General features: G+C 74.2%; 15 protein-coding genes. 11 read left to right on the forward strand and 4 right to left on the reverse strand.

The features are described 5' to 3' along the window. Window positions 1–62 precede the first annotated feature (62 nt). The 8 genes from B100_RS0104950 to B100_RS36320 all read left to right on the forward strand — a co-directional run bounded on the left by B100_RS0104950 (window position 63) and on the right by B100_RS36320 (window position 7,676). Entirely contained in the window at window positions 63–1,616 is a 1,554-nt protein-coding gene (locus B100_RS0104950) for a beta-N-acetylhexosaminidase (protein ID WP_024883334.1), read from the forward strand. Between the two features lie 111 nt (window positions 1,617–1,727). Then, window positions 1,728–2,234 (forward strand): hypothetical protein, encoded by a 507-nt coding sequence (locus B100_RS0104955; protein WP_024883335.1) that lies wholly within the window; start codon window positions 1,728–1,730, stop codon window positions 2,232–2,234. A gap of 108 nt (window positions 2,235–2,342) precedes the next feature. Next, complete coding sequence (locus B100_RS0104960; RefSeq protein ID WP_024883336.1) at window positions 2,343–2,906, forward strand: hypothetical protein; 564 nt, start codon at window positions 2,343–2,345, stop codon at window positions 2,904–2,906. A gap of 142 nt (window positions 2,907–3,048) precedes the next feature. Continuing rightward, complete coding sequence (locus B100_RS0104965; RefSeq protein WP_024883337.1) at window positions 3,049–3,444, forward strand: hypothetical protein; 396 nt, start codon at window positions 3,049–3,051, stop codon at window positions 3,442–3,444. Window positions 3,445–3,614: 170 nt separating this feature from the next. After that, window positions 3,615–4,232 carry an RNA polymerase sigma factor gene (locus B100_RS0104970; protein ID WP_024883338.1) on the forward strand — a complete coding sequence of 206 codons (618 nt, stop codon included), beginning with the start codon at window positions 3,615–3,617 and terminating at the stop codon, window positions 4,230–4,232. Between the two features lie 211 nt (window positions 4,233–4,443). Next, window positions 4,444–5,283: a hypothetical protein gene (locus B100_RS0104975; protein ID WP_024883339.1), complete on the forward strand. Its 840-nt coding sequence runs from the start codon at window positions 4,444–4,446 to the stop codon at window positions 5,281–5,283. Between the two features lie 507 nt (window positions 5,284–5,790). After that, complete coding sequence (locus B100_RS0104980; protein ID WP_024883340.1) at window positions 5,791–6,462, forward strand: RNA polymerase sigma factor; 672 nt, start codon at window positions 5,791–5,793, stop codon at window positions 6,460–6,462. Beyond that, window positions 6,462–7,676: a hypothetical protein gene (locus tag B100_RS36320; RefSeq protein WP_024883341.1), complete on the forward strand. Its 1,215-nt coding sequence runs from the start codon at window positions 6,462–6,464 to the stop codon at window positions 7,674–7,676. Before B100_RS0104980 ends, B100_RS36320 begins: the two co-directional genes overlap by 1 nt. Window positions 7,677–7,863: 187 nt before the next feature. Here the strand turns inward: B100_RS36320 and B100_RS0104990 are convergent, their stop codons facing one another. Then, complete coding sequence (locus B100_RS0104990; protein WP_486585585.1) at window positions 7,864–8,739, reverse strand: L,D-transpeptidase family protein; 876 nt, start codon at window positions 8,737–8,739, stop codon at window positions 7,864–7,866. Between the two features lie 296 nt (window positions 8,740–9,035). Between B100_RS0104990 and B100_RS0104995 the strand changes: the two genes are divergently transcribed. Further along, window positions 9,036–10,616, forward strand: a complete 1,581-nt coding sequence (locus tag B100_RS0104995; protein ID WP_024883343.1) for a methylmalonyl-CoA mutase family protein — start codon at window positions 9,036–9,038, stop codon at window positions 10,614–10,616. 64 nt (window positions 10,617–10,680) lie between these two features. Then, window positions 10,681–11,331, forward strand: coding sequence for a leucine efflux protein LeuE (gene leuE, locus B100_RS0105000; protein ID WP_024883344.1), 651 nt, complete (start codon window positions 10,681–10,683; stop codon window positions 11,329–11,331). Between the two features lie 280 nt (window positions 11,332–11,611). Here the strand turns inward: leuE and B100_RS0105005 are convergent, their stop codons facing one another. Beyond that, entirely contained in the window at window positions 11,612–13,012 is a 1,401-nt protein-coding gene (locus B100_RS0105005; protein ID WP_024883345.1) for an FAD-dependent oxidoreductase, read from the reverse strand. A gap of 71 nt (window positions 13,013–13,083) precedes the next feature. On the opposite strand from B100_RS0105005, the gene B100_RS0105010 reads away from it, so the two are divergent. Then, entirely contained in the window at window positions 13,084–13,734 is a 651-nt protein-coding gene (locus tag B100_RS0105010; protein WP_024883346.1) for a TetR/AcrR family transcriptional regulator C-terminal domain-containing protein, read from the forward strand. Between the two features lie 257 nt (window positions 13,735–13,991). On the opposite strand, the gene B100_RS0105015 is transcribed toward B100_RS0105010, so the two are convergent. Both B100_RS0105015 and B100_RS0105020 read right to left on the reverse strand, forming a co-directional pair. Further along, window positions 13,992–15,338 carry a polysialyltransferase family glycosyltransferase gene (locus tag B100_RS0105015; protein WP_024883347.1) on the reverse strand — a complete coding sequence of 449 codons (1,347 nt, stop codon included), beginning with the start codon at window positions 15,336–15,338 and terminating at the stop codon, window positions 13,992–13,994. A 3-nt stretch (window positions 15,339–15,341) separates the two neighbouring features. Then, window positions 15,342–16,307, reverse strand: a complete 966-nt coding sequence (locus B100_RS0105020; RefSeq protein WP_024883348.1) for a glycosyltransferase family 2 protein — start codon at window positions 16,305–16,307, stop codon at window positions 15,342–15,344. Between the last annotated feature and the right edge of the window lie 157 nt (window positions 16,308–16,464).

The raw sequence follows: 16,464 nt of genomic DNA on the forward strand, positions 1-16,464 counted from the left end.
GTCAGCGCAGGCGTCGCCCCGTCGAGGGGGCGACGCGACGGCGGCGGGTGACGGCGGCGGCCGTGGCCGCGGGCGCGGTGGTGGTCGCCTCCGGTGTGGGCCTCGGTCTGTGGGCCTCCGGCGGGGACGGCGGGGCGGCCGCCTCCCCCTCCTCCCCCTCCTCCCCGACGCCGAGCCCGACCCGCAGCTATCCGCTGTCCGAGGCGCCGCGGACCATACCCGCCGTCCGCGAGCACACGGCCGAACGCGGTCCCGGCTGGCGCCCGGTGCCCGGCCACCGGGTGGTCGTGTCCGACCCGGCGCTGGCCGACGAGGGCCGGCTGACCGCCCGCGAGTTGGGGCTGACGTACGCGGGCGAACGGGACGACGAGCGGGCCGGTGACGTGCGCCTGGAGCTGAACCGGGACGAGGGGGCGAACCCGGAGTCGTACACCCTGACGGTGCGCGGCGGGCGGGTGACCGTGAGCGGGCCGGGCGAGGCGGGCGTCTTCCACGGCACCCGCACGCTCAAGCAGGAGATACGCGGCGCCGGCACCGCCCCCGAGGGCGTGGTGCGCGACGAGCCCGCCAAGCCGCGGCGCGGGCTGATGCTGGACATCGCGCGCAAGCACTACGACGCCGGCTGGATAGAGGACCGCATACGCGAACTGGGCGACCTCAAGTACAACGAGATCGGTCTGCACTTCTCCGACGACCAGGGCTTCCGTATCGAGTCCGACTCGCACCCGGAGATCGTCTCGAAGGACCACCTCACCAAGGCGCAGGTCCGGAAGATCGTCGAGCTCGCGGAGAGCCGGCACATCACCGTCGTCCCCGAGATCGACTCGCCCGGACACCTCGGCGCCGTCATCGACGCCCACCCCGACCTCCAGCTGCGCAAGGCGAACGGCGAGGCGGTGCGCGGCGCCGTCGACATCGCGAACCCGAAGTCCGCCGAGATCGTCGACGACCTGCTGGACGAGTACGCCGGGCTCTTCCCCGGCGACCAGTGGCACCTCGGCGGCGACGAGTACCAGGCCCTGGTGGTCTCCGACCCCGAGGCGACCTTCCCCGGCCTCGCCGCCGCGGCCCGCGACAAGTACGGCTCCGGTGCCACCGTCGAGGACCTCACCACGGGCTGGCTCAACGACCGGGCCGCCACCGTCCGCGCGAACGACCGCGTCCCCCGCGCATGGAACGACGGCTTCTTCTCCGGCGGGTCCGTCCAGGCCGACGAGGACATCCGGGTCGCCTACTGGACCGGCAAGGAGATCGGCGCCCGTAAGCCCGCCGAGTACCTCGCCGAGGGCCGCGACGTGATCAACTACAACGACGAGTTCCTCTACTACGTGCTCGGCGAGCCGCTCACCTTCGTCTACCCGACCGGCGAGCGGATCTACGAGCAGTGGACGCCGCGGGTGCTGCGCGGCACCACCGCCGTCCCCGCGAAGTACGACCGGCAGATCCTCGGCGGGTCCTTCGCCGTCTGGGGCGACCTGCCGCGCTCCCAGACCCAGGAGCAGGTCGCGGCGGGTATCCGGATGCCGCTGCGGGCGCTGGTCCAGAAGCTGTGGGACCCGGGCGAGCCCGAGCTGTCCTGGAACGAGTTCCGCGAGCTGGCGGACCGGCTGGACTGAGCGGATTGCCGCGAACGCCTGCGAACCCCCGGGCGGCTGTGGTGGTGTTCTCGGCGAGCCGACGGCTCGGCGCGCCGGGCCGAGAACCGACATACGGGGGGACACCGGCACATGGGTTATTGGGGCTATTTCGTCGTGGGCCGCGGGGAGCGGCCGCTCGCCGGACTGGGCGCGCTGGCCGGCGCGGCCGGGGGACTGACCCTGCGCACCTCGGCCCCGGACGGGTGGCAGATGTGGGAGTACCCGGGACGCGAGGGCGAGGTGGGCGGCATGGCCGACCTGGCCCGGGAGACCGGGGCGCCCGCGCTCTTCGGGTACGTGATGGACAGCGACTGCGTGGCCGTGGAGGCGGCGTCCCCCGAGAGCGGGGTGTGGACGGCCTGCCTCGCCCGGGAGGCGATGGCCGGGTACCTCGACGGCCGGCAGGAGGGGCTCACCGTCGACGACTACTTCCTGGAACCCGCCGACGCCGCCGAACGGGCCGTCTTCTGGGCCGAGGAGGCCGGGCGCACGGTGGCCGTCGAGGACGTCCTGGAGGTGCTGACCGCGGACCCCGGACCGCTGGCCGAAAACCTCTTCTTCCGGCTGCTCGACCGGTTGTGTGTGGTGCCCGAGTGACACTCCCGGCTTGTCGCACGCAGTAAGGGGAAATGCGGGCTCCGTGAGGGACGAGGCCCGTCGAGGCCTCCTCAGGGGGCCTGCGGAGAGCCGCCGAGGGAGGCGTGGATGAGCCTTGAGGAACTGATCGCGCGGGCCGACGAGCGCGGACTTGCCGTGAGCGGGTTGGCTTGTTTGGATCGGTGCGCGCCGCTGCTGGGCGGTGACGACGAGGTGCTGCGGCCGCTGTGGGGGAGCCTCGCGGAGGGTCCCGCCGACGGCGACTGGGGCGAACTGCTGGAGCAGACGCGCGGGAAGCTGGACGCGGCGGCCGGCCCGGCGTGCGGTACGGACGAGGCGGCGGTACTGGCGCGCGGAATGCTCGCCGCCGCCCCCGCCGCGCGGTCCGCGCCGGCGCTGCGGGAGTGGGCCGACCGCTGCTCCGTCGACGCGCTGCGCATCCACCTGCTGCTCGACGGCGCCGGCGACACCGATCTGGCCGCCGCGCGCCGCGAGGACCGCGCGGACGGTCTGTCGCCGCTGCTCGCCGCGGAACTGCGCCGTCAGACCGCCGTCCTGGAGCTCGTCGCCGCCCACGGCACGGCCGGGCTGCGCGGCGCGCTGAAGGCGTCCACGGAGGGGCGCCGGGTGCTGCGCGCCGCGGTCTCCCGCCGCAGCCGCCGGGACGGATGAGGCCCCGTGCCCGGCGGGGGCGTGCGGCAACGGTCGTGTGCGTGTCCTGGGGCGGTCGTGCGCCCGTTGTGGGAAGTCGCCGAATCGGGGTGACGAAACGGTTCGCCGCAGCGCTCTCCAGAGTGTGACGACTGCGACGACTGTGACGACACAGCAGGAGACCAGGCCCTCGGCGGCGACGAAGCCGGTCCGCTGGGCGGCGGACGCGGTGGCGGCGATGCGTGAGGGGGCACGGTTGCGCCTCGACTACTCGGCGCGCAGTCTGTGGAGCGTCGACCGCATGATCGAGGACATCCGCCGGGAGTCGGCCCCGTACGCCGCCGTGGAGCTGGTGCTGCGCGGCTTCGGGGCCTACGCCGGCGAGGTGATCGTGCGTCAGACGGGGGGCGAGTGGTGGGCCTCCGGCGGCGACCACTGGGTGCGCACCCCCGACGGCCGCCTCTGGGACCCCGTCGACGAGGCCCGTCGCTGCTACACCCACGACGGCTCCCTGCGCCTGCTGTGCAGGGACGCGACGAGCGGCACCCGCCGCGGGTGAGGAGCGGCCGGCACGGGCCGCGCGGGGCCGGTGGGGCGTCGGGGACGTGGGTTGACCTGTGACACTTTGCCGGCGGCGCGCGCTGAGGACCCTGGGGGCGTGACACGGCCGACGTGCACACGTCATGCGGGAGCGAGGCGCTACGCGCTCGGTACGGACGAGGACGGTTCTTGGGCCACGGAGGGGAATCCCGCCGCACACAGGCGTACGACGGGGAGCTGGGCGCGGCCGTCGCGCGCGCCCAGGAAGGCGACGAGGCCGCGTTCGCCGTGGCCTACCGGCTCGTGCAGCCCGGACTGCTCGCCTACGTGCGCGGACTGGTCGGCGGCGACGCCGAGGACGTGATGTCGGACGCCTGGCTGGAGATCGCCCGCGACCTGGGCCGGTTCGAGGGCGACGGCGCCGGGTTCCGCGGCTGGACGGCGACCATCGCCCGGCACCGGGCGCTGGACCACCTGCGCCGGCAGCGGGTACGACCCCGGCCGTCCGCCCTGGAACAGGACGTACTGGAACTGCCCGCGCCACACAGCACCCACGACCAGGCCATGGAGGCCATGTCCACCGAGCAGGCCCTCGCCCTCGTCGGCGGACTGCCCCGGGACCAGGCCGAGGCCGTGCTGCTGCGTGTGGTCGTCGGCCTCGACGGACCCTCCGCCGCCCGGGTGCTGGGCAAGCGCCCGGGCGCCGTACGGACCGCCGCGCACCGGGGCCTGCGGCGCCTGGCACGGCAGCTCGGCGACGACGGTGTGACGGATGACGCACCGCGGACGCTGGGTGAGACGACGTGACCGCGGGACAGGACGGCGGTCGTGTCGCACGGCACGGCCGGGCCCGCGGCTGAACGGCCGGGGCGGACGGACCGTATCCGTTTGTCCGAGTCACTGGTCTTCCGCCTGGTGGGACAGGGTGCGACAGCCGCACACGCACGGGCCCGGCGGCCGCACGGCGGACCGGAACCGGGCGCGTCCGAACACACGATCGAGCAGGGGCGGAACGGACATGGGTGAACGGCAGAGCGACGGCGGGCGGGCCGGCCGTCGGCGTGCGCGCCCCGAGGGCACACCGTCCGCGCTCGGCCGTCCCGCTCCCGTCTCCGTCGAGGGGCCGGCCCGTGACACGGCCCGCCTGGAGGCGGCGCTCGCCGCAGTCCTGGTCCACGACCGCGTGGACGCCGGGGCGGAACAGCGGGCCGTCGCCGCGTTCGTGGCCGCCCGGGAGTCGGGGGCGCATGGCGCGCGCACCCGCCGCCGGGACGACTGGCGGGCCCCTCGACGGCGGTTCGGCGGGCGTTCGCTCCGGGCCGCCCTCACCGCGCTGGTCGCGGGCTGCGCACTGAGCGGGGTGGCGGTGGCCGGGATCGGGGCCGCGGGCTCCTCGACCGACGGGCCGTCCGAGGAGCCCCGGCCCACGGGGTCGCCGTCCGCCACGTCCGCTCCGGCGGCTCCGGAGGCAGCGGCGGCCCCCGGGGAGACACCGGGCCCCGCCTCCGCTCCGGGGGCTGCCGGCGGGCGGTCCGACGGCGAACGCCCGGACACCGCCCGGGACATCGAGGCCCACTGCCGGGCCTACGAGGAGGTCGCGGGGCGGGGCCGGGCACTGGACGCGCCGGGCTGGGAGCGGTTGGTCGCGGCGGCGGGGGGTGAGGAGCGGGTGGGGGCGTACTGCGCCGGACGCTCCGGGGCTACGGCGCCGGTGCGGCCGAGTACGCCTGCGGCGCCTGAGGGTGGTCGCACCGCGAGGGAGGCGGTCGGTACCGAGCCACGGGGCGAGGGGAACGGTGCCGGCAAGGGGAACGGTGGCCAGGGGGAGGGGCGCGTGCCTCCTGCGGGGAAGCCTTAGGGGTTGCGTTCCTCACCGGAACGGGGGGTGTTCGCGCGGCCCGGCGTGGACGGGGTGCCGCCGCGCCCACCCCCCCCACTCTCGGCTTCGCTCGAGCGGGGGGACTCCCCATCGCCCCAGCGGCACGACTGCCCGCGGCCGGGGCGGGACCTGATGGCCCCTCAACTGGACGGCGGGGTGGGCGCGGAGACGGCCGGGGCCGCCACCCCCCACAGGAGAGGCCCCGGCCGTCGCGCGGTACGGGCCGCGCGGCGACCCGTACCTTCTACAGCGCCGGGCATGCGTTTTCTGTCACACGTCCGGTGTCACGGGTTAGTTGCATCTTGTACGGTCATGGACGGGGAGTGGTTTCAGGTCGTAACGTGCCTTTCGCGCCAGGCCGCGGGAGACAAACGACCACAACCTCCGTGCGCGGCCTTGAGACCGCAACGACCGACTGAGCAATGACGACGGCGAGCAACCCGGTCCGCGAGAGCGGCGCCGGCTTAGGCGCAGAAGGGCGCACGCGTGCTGGGGGACGACGCGGAGCTGACTGCCGCGGTGCGTGCGGCACAGGACGGGGACGAGACCGCGTTCCGGACCGTGTACCGCGCCGTGCACCCACGGCTGCTCGGGTACGTAAGGACACTCGTCGGCGAGCCCGACGCCGAGGACGTGACGTCCGAGGCGTGGCTGCAGATCGCCCGTGACCTGGACCGCTTCAGCGGCGACGCGGACCGCTTCCGCGGCTGGGCCGCCCGTATCGCCCGCAACCGCGCGCTGGACCACATACGCATGCGCGGGCGCCGCCCGGCGATAGGCGGCGACGAGACCGAGCTGACCGGCCGGCCCGCCGAGTCCGACACGGCCGGCGAGGCGATGGAGGCGCTGGCCACCGACGGCGCGTTCTCCCTCATCTCCCGGCTGCCGCAGGACCAGGCCGAGGCCGTCGTCCTGCGCGTCGTCGTCGGGCTGGACGCCAAGACGGCCGCGCAGACCCTGGGCAAGCGGCCCGGCGCCGTCCGGACGGCGGCCCACCGCGGTCTGCGCCGGCTGGCCGAGCTGCTCGACGATCCGGAAGGCCATCCGGAATCCGCCGGGGTGCTCGACGCCCTACCGCCCCAGAGAGAACCACGCCGTCGTACGGTGACGTCCGCGAGTGTGACGCAGTTGCGAACGCGGACGCAGAAGGACATGTGATGGCCGATGAGCAGTACAGGTGGCTGGACCCCGAGGCGGCGGAGCGCCTGCTGAGCGGTGAGCCCCCCGAGGCTGCCGGCCCACCCGACCGTGACCGGGCCGAACGGCTCGCCGGCACGCTCCGCGCGCTGTCCGCGCCGCCGCCCTCGGCGGGCGAGGAACTCCCAGGTGAGGCGGCCGTGCTGGCCGCCTTCCGCAAGTCCAGGGACGAGCGGGCGGGACAGGCCGACTCGGCCCCGCCCGCCGGTCAGGGCACCGGACCGGCGGGCGCCGACGTCGGCCTGATCCGCCTCGGCGCCCCGCGCGCCGAACGTAACGGAACCCCGGACGGACCCCGCCGGCCGCGTCCCGCGCGGCAGCTGCTGGCCGCCGCGCTGGTCGTGGGCATGGTCGGCGGCGCCGCGGTGCTGGCCGGGACCGGACTGCTGCGCACGCCCTCCGACGACTCCCGGTCCGGCCCCGCGGGCTCCGCCACGGCCACCCACCCCGAGCGCCCCCTGGTCTCCCCTCCGTCGACGGGCGGTTCCGTCTCCCCCGACGACCGGAAGGCGGACGGGGACGCCGACGGGGGCCGGGCGGGCGCCGGGGCCGACGGGGACACCGGCCGCACCAGCGCGCCGGCCGACCCCGACGACGGTCCGGCGTCCCTCGCCGCCCGCCGGCAGCTGGTCGTGTCGGCGTGCCGCGCGTGGCACGAGGGCCGGCCGGTGAACGGCGAACGCCGCCGGGTGCTGCACGAGGCGGCGGGTGGCGCCTCCCGCGTGCCCGGGTACTGCCGCGGTGTCACGGCCGGCGAGAAGACCGGCGACCGGGACTCCGAGGGCCGGGGCGACACGCACGACGCGGAGACCCGGCTCGACCCGGGCGACGCCGGGGACCACGCCGCGAACCCGGGCCAGGGCAAGGGCAACCAGGACCCGGGCGACGGCGCCGGGAACGGCGGGAACGACGGCGAGGGCACGGGCCAGGACAAGGGCAAGGGCAACGGCGGCGGCAACGGTAAGGGCAACGACGGCGGCAACGGCAAGGGCGCCGGCCGGGGCAACGGCGGACGCGGTGGCTCGGCGGCCGAGGAGAAAAACCAGCCCGGCAAGGGCAAGGGCAACGGCAACGGCACGGGTCAGGACCAGGGCCCGGACGGCAATCAGAGCCCGGGCAAGGGCAAGGGCAACAAGGGGAAGGCGGGCGACAAAGAGCCCGGAAAACCCTCCTGACCTGCGGTGACGCTCTCCGTGACGTGATCGCGTACCGCCAGGTGTGACACTTCCGGCGCTCGTGACGCAGTACTGAGTGAGCCGACTGGTCATCGGCCGTCGCACGGAGCCTGGGTTCCCCCCGTACCCGCGGCTCGTGCACCTGGCGCGGGCGGGACACGTTCCCCCGGTCCCGCCCGCGCCCCTTTCACCAGTGGACGACGACCTTGTCGCCGTCGCGCACCTGCTCGTACAGCTCCGCGATCGCCGCCTCGTCGCGCACGTTGACGCAGCCGTGCGAGGCCCCCGCGTAGCCCCGGGCGGCGAAGTCCGACGAGAAGTGCACCGCCTGGCCGCCGCTGAAGAACATCGCGTACGGCATCGGGGAGTCGTAGAGCGTGGACACGTGGTGCCGGGACTTCCAGAAGACCTGGAAGACGCCCTCGCGGGTCGGGGTGTACTCCGAGCCGAAGCGGACCGGCATCGTCGACACCGTGCGGCCGTCGATCATCCAGCGCAGGGTGCGGCTCGACTTGCTGATGCACATCACCCGGCCGGTCATGCAGCGCGGATCCGGTGCGTCGGCGGGCTGGCCGCCCATCAGATACAGCTCCCAGCGGCCCGGTTCACGCGTCATCGCGCGCAGCCGCTGCCAGGTGACCGTGTCGGTCACGCCCGTCCTCGGCAGTCCGCGCTTGCCCTGGAAGCCCCGGACCGCTTCCGCCGTCAGGTCGTCGTAGGTCCCGGTGGGCCCGTGGAAGACCCAGGCGATCTGCCGCAGCCGCGCCTGGAGCTCACGTATGTCCCGCCCCTTGTCCCCGGGCGACCACAGCACCCGCGCGGGTGCCGGCCGGGCCGACGGCGGGTCCGACGGCGACGGCTTGGCCGGGGCGTCCGGCGACCGTGCCGGCGGCGCGGACCGCGTCGCGTCCGGCGTCCCGTCCGGCACCTCGATCCGCACCGGCGACCTGCCCTGCCCGTCCGTACCGGCCGGCTGCACCGTGCACCCGGCCGCACCCACGGCACCGGCCGCCAGCGCCGCCAGGACGGCGATCCCCCGCCTGCTCGTGCTCTTCCCGCGCACCCCTGCCCCCGTTCGTCCCGCCCCACCGGACCCGCCCGGTCGTCACCTGAGTTCTACCCCGGACGTGACCGGGGCGGAACAAGGAGGCATGGTGGGAAGTGACCGGACGGCGTCCCGACGGCGGCCTGTGAGCGGGGTCCCACCGAGGCTGTGAGGAAGGTCCCAGCGTGTGCCCCTCCACCGGGCCGCACGCGCACCGCTACAGTCCGTCGAAGGGTCGGCCTGTACTGGTGAGTAACTGGCGAGTGACCGGCGATCGGATCGAGCAACGCTGCTCAGCGGGAGGCATGCACATCATGGCGCGCGAGTCGGAGTCCGGACTGCCCATCGAACCGGTCTACGGGCCGGAGTCCCTCGAGGGCTGGGACCCGGCCGAGAAGCTGGGTGAGCCGGGCGTGTACCCGTTCACCCGGGGCGTGTACCCGACGATGTACACGGGGCGTCCGTGGACGATGCGCCAGTACGCCGGTTTCGGTACGGCGACGGAGTCCAACGCCCGCTACAAGCAGCTGATCGCCAACGGCACGATGGGTCTGTCGGTCGCCTTCGACCTGCCCACCCAGATGGGCCACGACTCCGACGCGCCGATCGCCTCGGGCGAGGTCGGCAAGGTCGGTGTCGCGATCGACTCGATCGACGACATGCGGGTGCTGTTCGGCGGGATCCCGCTGGACAAGGTGTCCACGTCGATGACGATCAACGCGCCCGCCTCCCTGCTGCTGCTCCTGTACCAACTGGTCGCCGAGGAGCAGGGCGTGTCCGCGGACAAGCTCACCGGCACGATCCAGAACGACGTGCTGAAGGAGTACATCGCCCGCGGCACCTACATCTTCCCGCCCAAGCCGTCCCTTCGCCTGATCGCGGACATCTTCAAGTACTGCCGGGCCGAGATCCCGAAGTGGAACACCATCTCCATCTCCGGCTACCACATGGCCGAGGCCGGCGCCTCGCCCGCGCAGGAGATCGCGTTCACCCTCGCCGACGGCATCGAGTACGTGCGCACCGCGGTCGCGGCCGGCATGGACGTCGACGACTTCGCCCCCCGCCTGTCGTTCTTCTTCGTGGCCCGCACCACGATCCTGGAAGAGGTCGCCAAGTTCCGCGCCGCGCGCCGGATCTGGGCGCGGGTGATGCGCGAGGAGTTCGGCGCGAAGAACCCCAAGTCGCTCATGCTGCGTTTCCACACGCAGACGGCCGGGGTGCAGCTGACCGCCCAGCAGCCCGAGGTGAACCTGGTCCGCGTCGCCGTGCAGGGCCTCGCCGCCGTGCTCGGCGGCACCCAGTCCCTGCACACCAACTCCTTCGACGAGGCCATCGCCCTTCCCACCGACAAGTCCGCCCGCCTGGCGCTGCGCACCCAGCAGGTCCTCGCCTACGAGACCGACGTCACCGCCACCGTCGACCCCTTCGCCGGCTCCTACGTCATCGAGAAGATGACCGACGACGTCGAGACCGCCGCCCTGGAACTGATGCGCAAGGTCGAGGACCTCGGCGGCGCCGTCAACGCCATCGAGCACGGCTTCCAGAAGAACGAGATCGAACGCTCCGCCTACCGCATCGCCCAGGAGACCGACTCCGCCGAGCGGGTCGTGGTCGGAGTCAACCGCTTCCAGCTCGACGAGGAAGAACCCTACGAGCCGCTCCGCGTCGACCCCGCCATCGAGGCCCAGCAGGCCGAACGCCTCGCCAAGCTGCGTGCGGAGCGCGACCAGCAGGCCGTCGACACCGCACTCAACGCGCTGAAGAAGGCCGCAGAAGGCGAGGACAACGTCCTCTACCCCATGAAGGACGCCCTCAAGGCCCGCGCCACCGTCGGCGAAGTCTGCAACGCCCTGCGCGAGGTATGGGGCACGTACGTGCCGAGCGACGCCTTCTGACCGTCGTTCTCGCAGGCCGAGACAGGGCCGAGGAGTGTCGCACCCCCGTGCGACACTCCTTGCCATGTTCGGTGTCGTCGACCTTCCCACCTACCTGGCGGGCCTGGCCCTGATCATCCTGCTGCCGGGACCCAACTCGCTGTACGTCCTGTCCGTCGCCGCCCGCCGCGGGGTGCGCTCCGGCTACACGGCCGCCGCCGGCGTCTGGTGCGGGGACGCCGTCCTGATGACGCTGTCGGCCGCCGGGGTCGCCTCCCTGCTCCAGGCCAACGCCGTGCTGTTCGGCATCGTGAAATACGCCGGCGCCGGCTATCTGGCCTGGCTGGCCGTCGGGATGCTGCGGGCCGCGTGGGGCATGTGGCGCACCCGCGGGGAGGAGAGCGCGCAGGAGGCTCCCGCCGCCGAGGCGGCCGGTGAACGTCCGTTCCGCCGGGCGCTGGTCGTCAGCCTGCTCAACCCGAAGGCGATCCTGTTCTTCATCGCCTTCTTCGTGCAGTTCGTCGACCCCGCCTACGCCTACCCGGCGTTGTCGTTCGTGGTCCTGGGCGCGTTCGCCCAGATCGCCAGCGTGCTCTACCTCAGCGCGCTGATCTTCAGCGGTACCCGGCTGGCCGCCGTCTTCCGCCGCCGGCGCCGGCTTTCGGCGGGCGCCACCTCGGCGGCGGGTGCCCTGTTCCTGGGCTTCGCGGCGAAGCTGTCGACGGCGAGCGCGTAAGGCCCGTCCGGCGGATCATGCCGGCGACGCGGGGTGGGGCACGCCCTCCCCGACTGCCCTGAACGGGCGGGGGAACACCCCCAACGGCGTCGCCGTCGGTCGCCGACGCCCACTCCCGGCCGCGCTCGGGCGGGTAACCCCCGACGTGTCGGCTCCCTCCGCGCCCTCGCGGCCGGACGCCCCGAACCCTGCTCACCGGCGCGCGAAGCGCTGTCGGGTTCTTCCGGCTTGATCCGCCGGACGGGCCTGGGACGTCCCGGGCACACCCGTGGGCGGTCCGTCAGCGCCGCCCGAGCCGGGCGAGGTAGGCGCCGAGCCCGTCCGGGGTGTCCCCGGCCCAGCCCACGTAGCCGTCCGGGCGGACCAGGAACAGGCCCGTGCCGTACGTGCGGTGGGACGGACCGCGCACCAGCCGGACGCCCGTGGGCGGTTCCGGGGCGTCCGTGCCCAGCGCCAGCAGGGTCCAGTGCGGCCCCCGGAAGGCGTCGAAGAGCCGCACGCCGTCCACCCTGCCGTCCGGCGCCCGGTCGCCCGCGCGTACCGGCCCGGGCTCCACGCGGGTCTCCGCGCTGAGCGAGGACCCCCGGTACTCCAGGTCCAGTTGCAGGGTGGCGCCGCCGCGCTTCGCCTCGCCCCGGTGGATGCGGGTGGACAGGCCGAGCATCGCCGCGGCGACCGCCCGCCGCTCCTCCTCGTAGCTGTCGAGCAGGGAGGCGTCGGCCCCGCCGGACAGCACCGCGTCGAGCTTCCAGCCCAGGTTGTAGGCGTCCTGGACGCTGGTGTTGAGGCCCTGGCCGCCGGCCGGGGAGTGCACGTGCGCCGCGTCGCCCGCGAGGAACACCCGGCCCACGCGGAACCGGTCGGCGAGCGCGGCACGCGGCCGGAAGTCGGAGGCCCACAGCACCTCGGTCACGTCCTCGGCGGCGAGGTGCGTGCGGGCGGCCACGACCCGCCGTACGGCGTCGTGGGAGAGGTCCACCCGGGTGCCCTCGGTGAACCGGGCGACCAGCTGGAAGTCGTCCGTCCCGGCGAGCGGGCAGAGGGTGAGGAACTCGTCGTCGCCCTCGCGCGGCGGGAACAGGTGCCACCAGTCCCGGTCCAGGCCGCTGATCCGCACGTCCGCCACCAGCATCGGCAGCGGGTCGACCGCCTCGCCGGTCATGGTGGTGCCGACCGTCCGGCGCACCGCCGACCGTCCCCCGTCCGCGGCGACCAGGTAGCGGGCGCGCAGCGGCGGACCGGCGGCGAAGTGGGCGGTCACGCCGTCCTCGTCCTGGGTGACGCCGGTGACCTCGCGGCCGAAGGCGATCTTGCCGCCGAGCTCCTCCAGCCGGTCGCGCAGGATCCGCTGGGTGCGCCATTGCGGCACCATCCAGCCCTCGTACGGCGCCTCCTCGGTGGGCTCCACCGGCTCCATCAGGCGGTGCTCACCCAGCTGCCTGCCGTCGCGCCAGGCCATCTGGCGCGGGTAGCGGCCGCCGCCCGCCCGGATCCGGTCCAGCACGCCGAGGTCGTCGAAGACCTCCATGGTGCGCGGCTGGAGCCCCTTGCCGCGCGAGCCGGGGAACAGGTCGTCCGCCCGCTCCACGATCAGCGCCGGCACACCGCGCCGGGCCAGGTCGATGCCGAGCGCCAGGCCTGTCGGCCCCGCGCCCGCGATCAGGACATGGGTGTCGCTCATGGGCTCTCTCCTTAACGCCGTTAAGTAACCTGCCGCCCGAGCGTCTCCCTAACGGTGTTAAGTTGTCAAGCGTGAGTACGGAACGACGCGCCCCGCTGGACCGCCGGCGGGTCGCCGACACGGCACTGACCCTGCTGAACGAGGCCGGTCTCGACGGCCTGACGCTGCGCGCCATCGCCAGGGAACTGGACGTCAAGGCACCCGCCCTGTACTGGCACTTCAAGGACAAGCAGGCGCTGCTCGACGAGATGGCGACCGAGATGTTCCGCCGCATGACCGACGGGATCGAACTCGACCCGGACGACAGCTGGCAGGAGCGGCTGCTCAGGAGCAACCGGGCGCTGCGCCGGACACTGCTCGCCTACCGCGACGGTGCCAAGGTGTTCAGCGGCACCCGCTTCACGGGGCTCGAGCACGCCGAGCAGCAGGAGGCCAACCTGCGCCTGCTCACGGCCGCCGGCCTCACTCTCACCCAGGCGGCACGGGCGCTCCAGACGACGTTCCTCTACACGCTCGGCTTCGTGGCCGAGGAGCAGGGCGTGGAACCGCGCCCGGGGGAGCGCCGCGAGGGGTTCGACGTCGAGGCCCGCGCCCGGCTGATGGCCGACCACCCCCTCGCCGCCGAGGCCGGAGCGGCCCTCTTCGGCGACTTCGAGGAGCACTTCGAGGAGGGCCTTGCCCTGATCGTCGCGGGGATCGAGGCCCGCTACGGGATGAACTGAGCGGGGCCTCAGCGCCGGTGCCGGCTGGTGGGGGCCGTTCGCGCAGTTCCCCGCGCCCCCTGGGTGGGCTACGGGGAACTGCGCGCCAAGCCCCCACCGGCCGGTGGCCGAAGTCGCTCGCTGAGGCTTGGCCGAGCGGCCACCGACCGCGCCTCCCGGAGGGCCGCTGGACCGGCATCCTCAAGGGGCGCGGGGAACTGCGCGACAACCCCCACCGGCCGGTGGCCGAAGTCGCTCCCCGAGCCTCGGCCGCGTGCCTACCGCCTCCCGCCCCGGCGGACCGCGCGCCCCACTTTCCGCTTCGCGCGCCCCGCGCGGACCCGGGCCCGGGTGCCGGGGCTGCTGCCGGGCAGGCCCAGCTCGGCCAGGCGCAGGGCGGGGAAGTAGGCGGCGGGGCTGTCGGCGAGACGTTCGCGCAGCCATTCCTCGGCCGGTTCGCGCAGCGCCGGATACGTGCGGGGCTGCATGCAGAAGCCCGTCGTCCGCACCAGCGGCGCCAGGGTCTCCGGCGCCGCGCCCAGCACGGCAGGCGCCTCGTCCCGCTCCAGGTCGGGCACCAGATGGTCGACCAGCACCAGCGGGATCCGGTTGCTGTTCTGGTACGGCCGCAGCCGGTCCAGCACCAGCCCCGTCCCCACCCGCGCCACGGGCACGCCGTAGTAGGCGGACGCGGTGACCATCGCCGTGGAGAAGCAGCCGACGACGAGCTCGGGGCGGGCGTGGTGGTACAGCGTCTCCGCGAGCAGCGGCGCGTCCAGCACCGCGAACCGCACCCCCGCGTCCGCCGCCGCCTTCGCCAGCGCCGCCGAGTAGCCGGCCGGAGCCGTCGGATGGGGCTTGAACAGCACCGACCGGTGCCCGGCGCGCACCGCCCCGGTGAGCATGCGGACGTGCAGGTCCTCCTCCTCGGCGGGGGTCAGGATGCCGAGCGCCGCGAGGTACTGGCCGAGCAGCACGGCCGTCGGCGCGTCCGCCCGCACGGGTGCGAGGAGCGGGTCGTCCGCCGCGTCCCGGGCGACCTCGTCCAGCACCGCGCGGAATGCCTCGTCCGGCACGATCACCGGCTCCACGCCGTACTCGGACAGCAGCAGCGGCCGCAGGCCGGGGACCAGGTCCAGGTGGAGCAGCCGCCGTACCCGGCTCGCGACGGTCAGCGGCAGCCTCTCCCGGGTCGGGCCGTAGCTCATCAGGCCGTCCGCGTACACGTCGACGGCGCTCTCGGAGAAGATCGCCGTCAGCGCGCGCGCCGGGTTGGCCTGGACCGACTCGACGGCCAGTTCGACCGTCTCCCGCTCCCCGATGCCCCACAGCAGCCGGAACGCCCGCTGCCACAGCACCGTGTCGTTCCCGCGCGGCCCCCAGGCGCTCGGGTGGTACGGGCTGATCGCCTCGTTCCAGCTCACCACCTCGTCGAACCGCCCGGCGAGCGGGTCGTGGCCGCGCATCTCGTCCAGGCGCAGCGCCGTCTCCGGCACGGCGGCGTTCTGCGAGACCAGCAGCAGGCGCCGGGACTCCGCGCGCGGTCCGAACAGGCCCGCGTCCAGCGCGGCGGCCAGCGTGGCCGCTCCGTACAGCGTGGAGACCTGGAAGATCTGGGTGTGCATGGGTCAGGCAGCCTTCCGCCCGTCGCGCAGGCGGCCGAGCAGCCTGCCCCGGGTGCTGTCGATGGTGGCGAGGGTCCGGTCGAGCTCCCGCTCGGGCATGCGGTGCAGCGCGGCCCGCGCCTCCTGCCGCAGCCGCCGGGCCGCCGCGGGCTCGTAGTCGTGCGCCTTGCCGACGTGGAACGCGATCATGGCGCAGTAGGTGCGGACCGCCTTGAGCAGGAAGCGGTCCGCCTCCGGGTCGTCACGGACCTCCCGCAGCAGGGCGTCGTAGGCCGGGATGAAGTCCAGCTGCCGCTCGTCCCTGACCTGGGTGAGGGAGGTGGCCACCCCGCGCCGGTAGAACACGCCGTGCAGACCCAGCGAGGCGTACGTCCGGGCCCGCAGGTGCAGCCGCCAGATCCACAACCGGTCCTCGGCGGTGCGCAGTTCTGTCGCGAAGCGCAGGCCGCCGTCCTCGAACAGGTGCCGGCGGTAGACCCCCGCCCAGACGAACGGGTAGTCCACCATCGTCTCGGTGTCGGCGGGGGCGATCCCGTCGCGCGGGTCCATCACCGCGTGGCGCACCCGGGCCGGGGGCCGCTTCACCACCCGCTCGGTGCCGGTGGCCTGCACATGGTCGGTGCGGGCGAAGTCGCAGCCCAGCTCGTCCATGGCCCGCGTCAGCCCGGCGAGATGGTCCGGCCCGTACCAGTCGTCCCCGTCGAGGAACGTGACGTACTCGCCGCCGGCCGCGTCGATGCCGGAGTTGCGGGCCTGCGCTATCCCCCGGTTGGTGTCGTGCCGGATCACCCGCGCGCCCGGGAGCCGCTCCGCCCACCGGTCGACCATCTCGGCGGTCGCGTCCGTGGAGCAGTCGTCGACGAGCAGGAACTCGACGTCCGGGCCCGCGTTGCGGGCGAGACTGCGCAGCGTGGTCTCCGCGAACGCCTCCACGTTGTGCAGGGCGACGACGACGGACAGCTTGGGCACGTGGACCTCTTTCTCGCGGGTAGGGGGCGCGGCGCCTCTGCTGTCCGGCACGGCGGGGCCGTCGGGCCGGTCCGACGGCCGGGACGCGGCGGGCGCACGCGGCCCCGGAGGCCGAATGTGCCCCAGCATGGCGGTCCGCCGGTGGCGCCCGGATGGA

This window comes from Streptomyces sp. CNH189 (assembly GCF_000527195.1).

What these genes read in the sequence shown, in the direction of transcription:
- B100_RS0104955 (WP_024883335.1), top strand. Translation starts at nt 1,728, where the DNA reads ATGGGTTATTGGGGCTATTTCGTCGTGGGCCGCGGGGAGCGGCCGCTC.
- B100_RS0104960 (WP_024883336.1), top strand. Translation starts at nt 2,343, where the DNA reads ATGAGCCTTGAGGAACTGATCGCGCGGGCCGACGAGCGCGGACTTGCC.
- B100_RS0104975 (WP_024883339.1), top strand. Translation starts at nt 4,444, where the DNA reads ATGGGTGAACGGCAGAGCGACGGCGGGCGGGCCGGCCGTCGGCGTGCG.
- B100_RS36320 (WP_024883341.1), top strand. Translation starts at nt 6,462, where the DNA reads ATGGCCGATGAGCAGTACAGGTGGCTGGACCCCGAGGCGGCGGAGCGC.
- B100_RS0104995 (WP_024883343.1), top strand. Translation starts at nt 9,036, where the DNA reads ATGGCGCGCGAGTCGGAGTCCGGACTGCCCATCGAACCGGTCTACGGG.
- leuE (WP_024883344.1), top strand. Translation starts at nt 10,681, where the DNA reads ATGTTCGGTGTCGTCGACCTTCCCACCTACCTGGCGGGCCTGGCCCTG.
- B100_RS0105005 (WP_024883345.1), bottom strand. Translation starts at nt 13,012, where the DNA reads ATGAGCGACACCCATGTCCTGATCGCGGGCGCGGGGCCGACAGGCCTG.
- B100_RS0105015 (WP_024883347.1), bottom strand. Translation starts at nt 15,338, where the DNA reads ATGCACACCCAGATCTTCCAGGTCTCCACGCTGTACGGAGCGGCCACG.